The sequence below is a fragment of the Ensifer meliloti genome (genome assembly GCF_030064585.1).
Classification (GTDB): Bacteria; Pseudomonadota; Alphaproteobacteria; order Rhizobiales; family Rhizobiaceae; genus Sinorhizobium; species Sinorhizobium meliloti.
Genome location: NZ_CP120366.1, coordinates 369,573 through 381,166, shown reverse-complemented (window position 1 = coordinate 381,166; position 11,594 = coordinate 369,573). Strand labels below are relative to the sequence as shown.

10 protein-coding genes are annotated in these 11,594 nt (G+C 61.7%); 3 read left to right on the top strand and 7 right to left on the bottom strand.

Going from position 1 to position 11,594, the window contains the following annotated elements; all coding sequences use genetic code 11:
- The first annotated feature begins 124 nt into the window (after window positions 1-124).
- The gene (locus tag PZL22_RS26180) at window positions 125-601 is read left to right on the top strand and encodes an Lrp/AsnC family transcriptional regulator (RefSeq protein WP_003533554.1); all 477 of its coding nucleotides are present in this window, start codon (window positions 125-127) and stop codon (window positions 599-601) included.
- Window positions 602-709: 108 nt separating this feature from the next.
- Here the strand turns inward: PZL22_RS26180 and PZL22_RS26175 are convergent, their stop codons facing one another.
- The 7 genes from PZL22_RS26175 to PZL22_RS26145 all read right to left on the bottom strand — a co-directional run bounded on the left by PZL22_RS26175 (window position 710) and on the right by PZL22_RS26145 (window position 9,127).
- Window positions 710-2,365 carry an ABC transporter ATP-binding protein gene (locus PZL22_RS26175; RefSeq protein ID WP_010967984.1) on the bottom strand — a complete coding sequence of 552 codons (1,656 nt, stop codon included), beginning with the start codon at window positions 2,363-2,365 and terminating at the stop codon, window positions 710-712.
- On the bottom strand, window positions 2,365-3,228 hold the full coding sequence (locus PZL22_RS26170; protein ID WP_010967983.1) for an ABC transporter permease: 864 nt from the start codon (window positions 3,226-3,228) through the stop codon (window positions 2,365-2,367). Before PZL22_RS26170 ends, PZL22_RS26175 begins: the two co-directional genes overlap by 1 nt.
- On the bottom strand, window positions 3,225-4,175 hold the full coding sequence (locus PZL22_RS26165) for an ABC transporter permease (RefSeq protein ID WP_127639581.1): 951 nt from the start codon (window positions 4,173-4,175) through the stop codon (window positions 3,225-3,227). Before PZL22_RS26165 ends, PZL22_RS26170 begins: the two co-directional genes overlap by 4 nt.
- Before the next feature lie 91 nt (window positions 4,176-4,266).
- A complete protein-coding gene (locus PZL22_RS26160) occupies window positions 4,267-5,877 on the bottom strand; it encodes an ABC transporter substrate-binding protein (protein WP_014527932.1) in 1,611 nt (536 codons plus the stop codon).
- Window positions 5,878-5,946: 69 nt separating this feature from the next.
- Complete coding sequence (locus PZL22_RS26155; RefSeq protein ID WP_041169993.1) at window positions 5,947-6,660, bottom strand: HAD-IA family hydrolase; 714 nt, start codon at window positions 6,658-6,660, stop codon at window positions 5,947-5,949.
- A gap of 239 nt (window positions 6,661-6,899) precedes the next feature.
- The gene (locus PZL22_RS26150) at window positions 6,900-8,276 is read right to left on the bottom strand and encodes an aspartate aminotransferase family protein (protein WP_015445491.1); all 1,377 of its coding nucleotides are present in this window, start codon (window positions 8,274-8,276) and stop codon (window positions 6,900-6,902) included.
- Window positions 8,277-8,290: 14 nt separating this feature from the next.
- Window positions 8,291-9,127 carry a GNAT family N-acetyltransferase gene (locus tag PZL22_RS26145; protein WP_041170046.1) on the bottom strand — a complete coding sequence of 279 codons (837 nt, stop codon included), beginning with the start codon at window positions 9,125-9,127 and terminating at the stop codon, window positions 8,291-8,293.
- A 316-nt stretch (window positions 9,128-9,443) separates the two neighbouring features.
- On the opposite strand from PZL22_RS26145, the gene PZL22_RS26140 reads away from it, so the two are divergent.
- Window positions 9,444-10,112 (top strand): haloacid dehalogenase type II, encoded by a 669-nt coding sequence (locus PZL22_RS26140; RefSeq protein ID WP_010967977.1) that lies wholly within the window; start codon window positions 9,444-9,446, stop codon window positions 10,110-10,112.
- A gap of 16 nt (window positions 10,113-10,128) precedes the next feature.
- Window positions 10,129-11,406: an NAD(P)/FAD-dependent oxidoreductase gene (locus PZL22_RS26135; RefSeq protein WP_127636111.1), complete on the top strand. Its 1,278-nt coding sequence runs from the start codon at window positions 10,129-10,131 to the stop codon at window positions 11,404-11,406.
- Window positions 11,407-11,594 lie beyond the last annotated feature (188 nt).

Sequence of the window (11,594 nt, the reverse complement as noted above, 5' to 3'; positions counted from 1 at the left end):
TGCTTCGGTTCACTGCTCCAAACCAAATCGACACGCCTGTCGCATGTGTTAAGGTTGTCGCTGGGAAAGTCGCAGCACAATCTGCTGCGCCGTTGACCCACTTCAGCAAGGGGAAAGACGCGCCATGAAACTCGACCGGATCGACATCAAGATTCTGTACGAACTGCAGAAGAATGGCCGCATCACCAATGTCGAACTCGCTGAGCTGGTCAATCTCTCGCCGAGCCCCTGCCTGATGCGCGTGAAAAAGCTGCAGTCGGAGGGCTATATCGACGGCTATTCCGCGCAGATCAACGTCGGCAAGCTCGGACAGACCCTAACGGTCTTCACCGAGATCACTTTGAAGAACCACCGACAGATCGACTTCGCCCGCTTCCTTGCGGCAATCGAGAAGGTCGACCAGGTGATCGAATGCCATCTGGTGTCCGGCGGCTATGACTATCTCTTGAAGTTCGTCACGGCCGGCATCAACGAATACCAGACGATCATGGAGCGCCTCACCGACATGGACGTGGGCATCGACAAATATTTCAGCTTCGTTGTGCTGAAGTCGCCGATCGTCAAGGCGCACATGCCGCTGACCAGCCTGTTTCGGGTCTGATTCGGCCGAAATCTGCAATCCCGCCCCCGGGTGACACCCTCTGCCCGGCAGGGCAGAAGAGTGTATCACACCCTTTCCCGTTTCCGCGGTGCGATCAGATGGGAGCCTCTACCTCCGGCAATAGGCCCTGACCAATTCCGGATCCTGTTCGAGGCCATCGAGCCAGGAGGGATCGAGCTTCGGCACCGAGGAGAAGAGCAGCTGCGAATAGGGGTGGTGGGGCGCATTAATCTTGGCCGGAGTGATGTCCTCAACCTTTTTGCCGCCATACATCACGACGATCTCGTCGCAGATCGCCTCCACCAAGGAGAGGTCGTGGCTGATGAAGATGTAAGAAAGACCGAGCTCGCGCTGCAATTCCTTCAACAGCTCGATGACCGCGGCGGCGACGACCGTGTCGAGCGCCGAGGTAATCTCGTCGCAAAGGATCAGCTTCGGATCAGCGGCGAGCGCGCGGGCGAAGTTGACGCGCTGTTTCTGGCCGCCGGAAAGCTCGCCCGGCCGGCGATGACGCAGGTTGCGAGGCAGGCGCACCATGTCGAGCAGCTCGTCAATGCGGAGGCTGCGGGCCCTCGCATTCATCCCATGATAGAAGACGAGCGGCCGGTCGAGGATGTCCTCGACCGATTTCGCTGGGTTGAGGGCGGTGTCGGCATATTGAAAGACGATCTGCATTTCGCGCAGCTGGTCGCGCGTGCGCTCGCGGGCGCTCCGACCGAGTTCCTTGCCGTCGAAGACGATCTTGCCGACGGCGGCCGGCAATATGCCGGCAATGGCGCGGGCGAGCGTCGACTTGCCGCACCCCGACTCGCCGATGATACCGAGGTTGCGACCCTTTTCCACCTTTAGGCTCACATCTTCGACGGCGCGCACGAGCGGCAAGCCGTCGGTCTTGGACGCACCGTATCCCGCGACCAGGTTTTCGATCTTGAGCAGGGGAGCCGGTGCGCGTTCGGCTGCGTCGGCAGCCTCCCGTGGCTTTGGTTCAAAGGCCGAGAGGAGTTCGCGCGTATAGGGGTGCTTGGCGCTCGAAAGAATTTCCTCGGTGGTGCCGACCTCCTGTACTTCGCCGCCCTTCAAGACGACGATATGGTCGGCGATCTGAGCGACGACCGCGAGGTCATGCGAGACGTAGACGCCGGCGATGCCGCCCTTCTTCATCACGGACTTGAAGGCGCGTAGCACCTCGATCTGGGTCGTTACGTCTAGCGCCGTCGTTGGCTCGTCGAAGATGACGAGCTTCGGGTCGCTGATGAGGGCCATGGCGGCCGAAAGACGCTGCAGTTGTCCGCCGGAAACCTGGTGCGGATAACGGCTGCCGATCGTCTCGGGCTCGGGTAGCGACAACGCCCGGAAAAGTTCGACGGCGCGGGCACGCGCCTCGGCGGCAGCCATAAGTCCGTGAATACGGGTGACCTCGATCACCTGGTCCATGATCGTGGCGGCCGGGTTGAATGCGGCTGCAGCTGATTGCGGAACATACGTGACCTCGGTGCCGCGCACCTTGGCTCGCTGCTTTTCCGTCAACGTCACCAAGTCATTGCCGGCGACCAAGACGCTGCCGCCGGAGATGCGGCAGCCCGGGCGGGCATATCCCATCAGCGTCAGCGCTATCGTCGTCTTTCCCGAGCCGCTTTCGCCGATAAGAGCGACGATCTCGCCCTCGGCGACATCGAGGCTGACGCCCTTGATGATCTCTACACGGCGGCCGGTATCGGTGGTGGCTTCGACCTTCAAGTCACGGATTTCTACGAGGTTGCCCATTATTCGCTCCGATCGCGGATCTTCTGCGGCAGGTTGTCGATCAGGAGGTTCACGCTGATCGTGAGGCTTGCGATGGCAAACGACGGGAAGATTACCGCCGGTGCGCCGAAGGGAAGGCCGCCGATGTTTTCGCGCACCAATGCCCCCCAATCGGCATAGGGCGGCTGGACGCCGAGGCCGAGGAAGGAGAGGCCCGAGAGCAGCAGAACGATGAAGACGAAGCGGATGCCAAGGTCGGCAAGTACCGGGCCGATGATGTTCGGCAGGATCTCCGAACGGATGAGATAAAGCGTGCTCTCGCCGCGGATACGAGCCACGGTAATGAAATCCATCGCATTGATGTTGACAGCGAGCGCGCGGGCGAAGCGGTAGGCGCCCGGGATGTATATCACCGACAGCGTCAGGATCAGCACGGGAATGGAGGAGCCGACGGCGGCGACCACCACGAGACCGAAGAGCTTGCTCGGGATCGAATTGAGGGCGTCGAGAAGGCGGCTGAGCAAAGTGTCGAGCCAGCCGCCGGCGACCGCTGCAATCATGCCGAGGACCACGCCGCTGAAGCAGGCGATGGTGACTGCCGCAAGCGAGATGCCGACCGTGTAGCGGGCTCCCATCAGGATGCGTGAGAGCATGTCGCGGCCGAGGTAGTCGGATCCAAGCCAAAAGTCGCGGCTCATGGGGCCGAAGTAGTCGAGATCGACGATCTCCCCGACCGGATAGGGGATGATTAGCGGCGCGAAGATCGCGACGAGCGCCCAGCAAAGGATGATGGAAAGACCGACCATCCCGACAATATTGAAGCGATAGCCGAGCCGGGTTCCGGAAATCCGGGCAGACTTGGTCTCAGAGTGGGTCATTGTCATCGTAGCCTCGGATTGGAAAGGATGGCGATGATGTCGGCTGTCGTGATCAGGAGCAGGTAGCCGAGGCAGAAGACCATCGAGCAGCTCTGGATCAGCGGCAGATCGCGGGTGGAGACGGCATCGACCATCAGCTTGGCAATACCGGGATAATTGAAGATCGTTTCGACGATGATGACGCCGCCGAGCAGATACGAGAGCGAAAGTGCAACCGCATTGACAATCGGCCCCAGCGCGTTTGGCAGCGCATGGCGAAACACCATGCGCGACCGGGAGGCACCCTTGAGCAGCGCCATCTCCACGTAGGGCGTGTTGAGGGTCTCGATCACTGCTGCCCGGGTCATGCGGATCATTTGGGCCGAGATGACGAAGGTGAGCGTGATGACCGGCATTGCATAGACACGCAGGAGATCGGTCATCGACGTCACCTCATTGGCAAAGGAGAGTGCCGGCAGCCATTTCAGATAGACGGCGAAGACCAGCACGGCGGAAGTCGCTATCATGAATTCCGGCACGGAGATGACCCCGATGGTGAGCACCGTCACGATCCGGTCGTAAGGCGAACCGCGCAGCATCGCCGACGTAATCCCGAGGGTGAGTGCGATCGGCACAGAGAAGAGGGCGGTAACGCCGGCGAGCTGCAGTGTGTTGACGAAGCGCCCGCCAATCAGATCTTTGACCGGCATCTCGTTGGCATAGGATGTGCCGAGGTCGCCTTGCAGCAGACCGACGATCCAGCGCAGGAAACGGAAGATCGCCGGCTCGTCGAGGTGCATCGCCTTGCGCAGGCCTTCGACGGCCTCCGGCGTGGCGGCCTGGCCGAGCAGGATCGACGCGGTGTCCCCCGGCAAGAGCGTCGTCGCGAAGAAGACGGCGAAGGAGACGATCACCAAGGTGATCACGGCGATGAGCAATCTGCTCAGCACGAGGGATAGGACCCGGTTGTTCACGGCGCTCCCTTTCGGCTTTTCAAGACAGGTTTCGAACCAAAGTGCCGGGGGCGCAGCGATGCGGTTGCAGCCCCCCAGCCCAGTTGCTCAATCAGGCCTCGAGCCAGACATATTCCGCAAAAGCATAACCCATCTGCCCGCCAAGCGGATTGGCTTCCAGGCCCTTAAGCTTGGCGGTGATCGCGTCGACATTGGAGATATAGGCCGGAATGATGGTGCCGGCTTCACTAGCGACCATCACCTGCATCTCATTATAGATCGCCTTGCGCCTCTCCTGGTCGAGCGAGCCGCGCGCCTCGATCAGCATCTTATCGAACTTCTCCGACTTGTATTGGCTCTCGTTCCACGGAGCCTCCGAGGAGTAGAGCAGAGAGAACAGGATATCCGGCGTGGGGCGCGGGTTGATGTTGCCGAAGTGGACCGGCGCCTTCAGCCAGTAATTATCCCAGTAACCGTCTGCGGGAACGCGCTGGACATCGAGCTTCAATCCGATTTCGGCAGCGGAGGCCTGGATGATCATCGCCATATCGACCGCGGAGTTCGCTGCATCGGAGGCAACCACCGGGATCGACTGGCCTAGCATGCCGGCCTTCTCGAAGTGGAACTTCGCCTTCTCGGGGTCGAAGGCGCGCGGCTTCAGGTCGGGATTGTGATAGAAGTTGGCCGGGGATACCGGCTGGTCGTTGCCGACCTCACCTAGACCCCGAAGCGCCGACTTGACGATCTGCTCGCGGTTGACGAGATACTTCATGCCTTCGACAAAGTCGCGCTTGCTGCCGGGTTCCATGTCCAGCCGCATGTTGAGGTTGGTGTAGTTGCCGGAGGTCGTCTTCGAGAGGACGAAGCCGGCGCCCTGACTCTCGACCAGGCGCATGGAGCGCGGATTGATCGTGGCGGCGAGGTGGATGTCGCCGGACAAGAGCGCATTCACCCGGGAACTGTCGTCGCTGATCGCGAAGTACTCGAAAGAGTCCACGTTCGGTCCGGACTTCCAGTAGTTCTTGTTCTTGATGCCGACGGAGCGCACGCCGGGCTCGAAGACTTCTCTCACGAAAGCGCCGGTGCCGTTCCCCTTTGAGAAGTCGGTGGTGCCGTCGGCGACGATCATGAAGTGGTGCATCGAGAGGATCGTCGGCAGGTCGGCATTAGGGCTCGCAAGCGTGATTTCGACCGTCTGCTTGTCCACCGCCTTGAAGCCCGTCATCTGCGCGGCGATCTTGGCGACCTTTGAACCGACAGACGGGTCGAGGTGGCGCTTCAGCGAGAAGATCACGTCGTCGGCTGTTAGCGGCTTGCCATCATGGAAGGTGACGCCCTTCCTCAGCTTGACGGTCCAGGTCTTCGCATCCTTGGTTTCGATGGCTTCGGCCAGCTCCATCTGCGGCGTGCCGCCTTTATCGAGGAAGGCGAGGCGATTATAGAAGGAGCAGCAGCGGACATAGTCGGTGGAGAGCGATGCCTTGGCCGGATCGAGCGTGTCGGCGGTGGAAGCCGACCACCCGGCCGCTCTGAGCGTACCGCCGGAGACCGGCGTTGCAGCAACCGCATTCCCGGCTCGGCCGAGCACCAGGCTGCCGGCGGAGAGGGCGGCACCGCCGGCCAGCATCATCTGCAGGAGCTCGCGGCGTGTCGCTCCGCGACGAATGGCCGTTTCGACCATAGCGTCGTCGGATCTGGTCCAGTTGGTGATCTTGTCGTTCATGTCATTCCCCTTTTCGTTTGTGGCGGGCTGCCCGTCTTACGCGGGTTCGGACCCGATACGGTGAACTGGTCAGCCGCGTGCGACGACCACGGCATCGGCAAGAGCGGCCATGGAAGTGAAATGGTAATCGGGTGCGGTGAATTCGGCGGGCTCAATAGTGCCGCCATAGCCCTTCTGTGCGTGGCGACGCTCGATCCAACAGTTGGCCAACCCGAGCTTCCGGGAAATGCCGATATCGTGATATTGGCTCTGGGCGACATGCAGAATGTCGTCCTTTGAATTTCCTTCCGAGCCGACGAAATCGAAGACCTTCTCGAAGAAGACGGGGTCCGGTTTTTCAGTCCCGGTATCGTCAGCCGTAAATGCCGCGTAAAAAGGGTTGCCCAGCTGCTGGGCGAAGAGATCGAAGGCCCAGCGACGGGCATTGGTCATCGCCACGAGCCGGCAACTTTTGGCAAGCCGTGCCAGCGCCTCGGCGCTGTCGGCAAAACCTTTCCAGTTCTTCGTGGAGTCCCTGAAACGTTCTCCATATTTCGGTTCGGCTGGCAGGCCAAGCTTTGGCGCGATTTCAAGATAGACCCGCACGAGATCGTCTGGGAAGAGGTCGGCGTCCTTGGAATAGCGCGCTGCGCGGTAAAGGCTGAGCGCTTCCTCGCCATCGATCGTGGCACCTGCCTCGGCGGCGATGCCGGCCAGACAGTCCTTGAGGCCACCTTCGAAGTCGATCAGCGTGCCGACGACGTCGAAAGTCATGTATTTGAATTCCGGAAGGCTCTTGCGCACGTCGATTCCCCAGTTTTCGGGCTCACTTGGAGCACCGGCTTCGTGAAGAAGGTTATACTGTTCCTGGCGGCGGGTGATTTTCCCGCTCTTGGTGAAAGGATCGAATTTGCTCGGATCCGGTCCTTTTCCTCGACTCCAGTTTGGCACTTGTGCTGCACGGAAGTGGCCGAAAAGACATTCTGAAGCGGCACAAAATTCCGAATATGACGTTTTCGCGATATATCGCGCACCGTCATGCGTCAGGTCTTCAGAGCCCGGCGAACGTCCGGGTCCTCCAGGGTCTCATCCAGTGATTGGCGGGTGCGCTCGATAATCGCGTCGATTTCCGTTTCGCTGCAGCAGAGAGGTGGCGCATAGCCGAGCACGCCATTGGCGAAGGCGCGGATGACGAGACCATTTTCCCAGGCACGGTCGAAGATGCGGCGCGCAGGTTCCGCGGCTGCCGGCAAAGGGGTCTTCTGCGCCTTGTCGACGACGAGTTCGATGGCCGCGAGCATGCCACGGCCGCGCACGTCGCCGACGAGCGGGTGATCCCTCAGGCTTCCGAGACCTTCCATCAGTCGGGCACCGGCCTTCACGCCGTTCTCCAAAAGACCGTTCTCGTAAAGCCTCAGCACCTCGAGGCCGACGGCGGCGCTGACCGGGTGGGCCGAATAGGTGTAGCCGTGGCCAACGGCGGAAGCGCCGGCACCGTCGGCTATCGTCTGGTAGATGTGGTCGGCCATGAAGACGGCCCCCATCGGCACATAGCCGGAAGTGAGACCTTTGGCCGTGGTGATGAAGTCCGGCACGATCTCGTCTTCGGTGGAGGCAAAGAGCGGACCGGTGCGCCCGAAGCCGGTGATCACCTCGTCGGCCACGAAGAGGATGCCGAGGTCGCGGCAGAGCTCGCGCATCGCCTTCATCCAGCCCCTGGGCGGCACAAGCACGCCGCCCGACCCCTGGATAGGTTCGGCATAGAAGGCAGCAACGCGCTCGGGGCCGATTTCCTCGACCTTGCGCCTGAGGGCTGTGAGCGAGGCCGCGATGATCGCCTGCGGATCATCACCCACCGGATTGCGGTAGGCGTAGTGCGACGGAATTTTGTGCTGCCAGTCGAAGGGTATGCCGAAGCCGGTGTGGAAGGCGGGCAGCGCCGTCAGGCCCGCCCCGACGGTCGAGGAACCGTGGTAGCCTTGCTCGACCGAGATGAACTGGTCGCGCTGCGGCTCGCCGCGCGCAGTCCAGTAGTAGCGGATGAAGCGGATCGTACTGTCGACGGCGTCGGAGCCGCCGAGCGTGAAATAAACATGATTTAAATTGCCCGGCGCGCGCTCTGCGAGTTCCGAGGCGAGGCGGATCGCCGGTTCCGAACCGAGGCCGAAATAAGCCGTCGCGTAGGACAGCTCGCGCATCTGCTTTGCCGCCGCCTCGACGATTGTCTCTTGGCCATAGCCGGCATTGACGCACCAGAGACCGGCAAAGCCGTCGATCAGTTGCCTCCCTGAAGCGTCGGTGACCGTCGCGCCTTTGGCCGAGGCAAGCACGCGCACGCCGAGCTTTTCGTGGCCGCGATAGGAGGCGACCGGATGGATGAGGTGGGCGCGATCGAGTTCGATGAGGGAGTTGCTGTACATCAAGAACCTCCGGATCAGCCGAGCGCCTGGTTGGCGAGGGCAAAGGTGTTAGCGATGGGATCGGCGGCGCGGCGGATCGGTGGCTTCATCATGGCGATGCCGCCGCCGACATGAGCGAGCCCCTGTTCGGCAAGCCATACGGAGAGGCCGGTGCCGGCGGTCGTATCGACGCGGAGGAACCGGCCCGGCCGTGCGGCGATGAAATGGGCGACGAGTGCCTTGGCATTATCGAGGTCGGCGGCGACCACGGGACCGATGACCTCGCCACGGCCGAAGGCACGCAGCGCGGCGAACCCGGTGACGCGGCCGTCGCGGCGAAGGACGGCGAACTCGCCCACCTTGGCGAGATAGGCAATCAACGCTCCACGGTCGGCGCCGAAGGCAAGGCGGTCGAGTTTGGCGATCGCTTCGACATCGGCGGTGCTCGCAGCCTCCGGTTCGGCCGGTGCGGCGATTTCTCCGACTACGCCCTGATGCTGCAGGACGGCGTCGCTCTCGCCAAAACCGAGCTTGTCATAGAGCGGCAGGCCTTCGGCCGTCGCCACCAGCCGGAGCGGCCGGTCGCCGGCGATCCGGAATGCGGCGTCCATCAGCTTGCGACCGAGGCCGCGACCGCGCACCGCCTCGTCGACGATGACCATGTTGATGGTCGCGCAGTCCCTTTTATATGGGGTGACAAGCACGGTGCCGACGACCCGCCCGTCCTCAACGGCGACGATACCTTCGCTCAAGGCGAACGCCATCTGCCAGTCTTCCAGCCGATGCGGCCAACCGGCCTGCCGCGAGAGCCTGATGGCGGCTTCAAGATACTCGGGACCGAAGGCGGTGAGTTCGATCTCATTTGTCTGCATGGGGATGTCCTTCATTTCTGCTCTGAAGTCTGAAGGAGTGCCGGCCGGCAGTTCGTCTGAAGGCTGCGGCCCACGCGAAATCTTATAGCTTTGCTCTCACGGACCGCCGCATCTTATGCCGCCAGGCAAGAACGGCAGCGAAAATGTGGGCGGCAATAAGCAGAGCGGCAGGCAAAGCTCGCAACCTTCTGCCAAAGCCGAGTTTGGATACGATAGATTCTGCTTCTATTCTTGCGAAATCAGGTGAGCCGAGGAATGAGCTGGCGCCTATGATCTTACACGTAAACCCTGGTCCGCTCTTTCGAGGATAGTTCACATGTCGATCTTCCGTCCGAAATACATCACCTTCGATTGCTATGGCACGCTAACCAACTTCCAGATGGCGGAAGCGGCGCGCGACCTTTACAGCGAACAGCTCGACGAGGCGCGCATGGCGGAATTCATCAAGAATTTCGCTGCCTACCGCCTCGACGAGATCCTCGGCGACTGGAAGCCCTATGCGGAGGTGGTGCACAATTCGCTCGAACGGACCTGCAAGCGCAACGGCATTGAATTCCGCGAGGAAGCGGCGCGCATGGTCTATGAACGCGTCCCGACCTGGGGTCCGCACGCCGACGTACCGGCGGGGCTCGCCAGGGTCGCCAAGGAGATCCCGCTTGTCATCCTGTCCAACGCGATGAACTCGCAGATCATGTCGAATGTCGAGAAGCTCGGCGCTCCTTTCCACGCGGTTTACACCGCCGAACAGGCGCAGGCTTACAAACCACGTTTCAAGGCGTTCGAATACATGCTCGACATGCTCGGCTGCGGTCCGGAGGATATTCTCCATTGTTCATCCTCCTTTCGCTATGACCTGATGTCGGCGCATGACCTCGGCATCAAGAACAAGGTCTGGGTCAATCGCGGCCATGAGCCGGCCAACTCCTATTACGGCTACGTGGAGATCGCCGACATTTCGGGGCTTCCTGGCGTCGTCGGTCTTTAGAGAGAGGCGTAGCGCCATGAAATTCCTGTCCTACTGGCACGACACCGCCCCGGCCTTTGCCGGGGCTGCTCAGGGTTCGGTCGAAGGCCATTTCGACGTCGCAGTGATCGGCGGCGGCTTCACCGGCCTCGCTGCTGCTCGGCAGCTCGCCAAGGCGGGCTCGAAGGTCGTCGTGCTGGAGGCGGAGAAGGTCGGCTGGGGCGCCTCCGGCCGCAATGGCGGACACCTCAACAACGGACTTGCGCATAGCTATCTGGCCGCCAAAGCGGAGCTCGGCAAGGAGCGGGCGATCGCGCTTTACAAGGCGCTCGACGACTCGATCGACACGATTGAGGCATTGATCGCGGAGGAGGGAATTGACTGCAGTCTCCGCCGCGCCGGCAAGCTGAAGCTCGCCTCCAAGCCTCAGCATTTCGAGACGATCGCACGCAACTTCGAAGCCGTGCACGCGGAGGTCGATCCCGATACGGCGCTACTTAGCGCAGACGACCTTAAGCAGGAACTCGGCGCGCCTTTCTTCGGCGCCATGCTCTCGAAGAAAAGCGCGATGATGCATATGGGCCGTTACGTCGTCGGTCTCGCCGAAGCGGCCACGCGTCACGGCGCCACGATCTTCGAGCAGGCAGCCGTCACTGAGCATCGGCAGGAAGGCGGCGGTCGGCACGCGTTGAAGACCACCCGCGGCAACGTCACTGCGGATGCAGTGCTCGTCGCCACCGGGGCCTATACGCCTTCGGCCTTCGGCTATTTCCGCCGCAGGATCATCGCGGTCGGCAGCTTCATCATTGCCACCCGGCCGCTGACGGCGGAGGAGATCGAGGCGACGATGCCGGGCAACCGCACCTGCGTCACGTCGATGAACATCGGCAACTATTTCAGGCTCTCGCCAGACAGCCGGCTGATCTTCGGCGGCCGCGCCCGCTTCTCGGCGACGTCCGACCAACGCTCGGACGCGAAAAGCGGTGCGATCCTCAAGGCGAGTCTGGCCGAGATCTTTCCGCAGCTCGCCAATGTCGACATCGATTATTGCTGGGGCGGTCTCGTCGACATGACCAAAGACCGCTTCCCCCGCGCCGGCTATCACGATGGAGTCTGGTACGCCATGGGCTATTCCGGCCATGGCGCACAGCTTTCGACTCATCTTGGGATGATCATTGCGGACGCGATCCTCGGCCGGCCGGACCGAAATCCACTGAAGGGTTTCGAGTGGCCGGCGGTGCCGGGCCATTTCGGCAAACCATGGTTTCTGCCGCTCGTGGGCATGTATTACAAGATGCTGGACAGGGTCCGGTAGACAGCGCAGGCTTATGAGGAAGGGCGCGGACCGGAAAGGTGCCGCGCCCTTCTTGCTTGGAGATTTAGCCTGAGCATGCTGCCTAAGGCGTGCAGCAGTCTTGCGGCGGCGACATGCGCAAGGACAAGGAACTGAAGCGCCTCGCATGCGCTTGAGGGCGGGATGAGGAATGGACGGTGGCTTTCCGC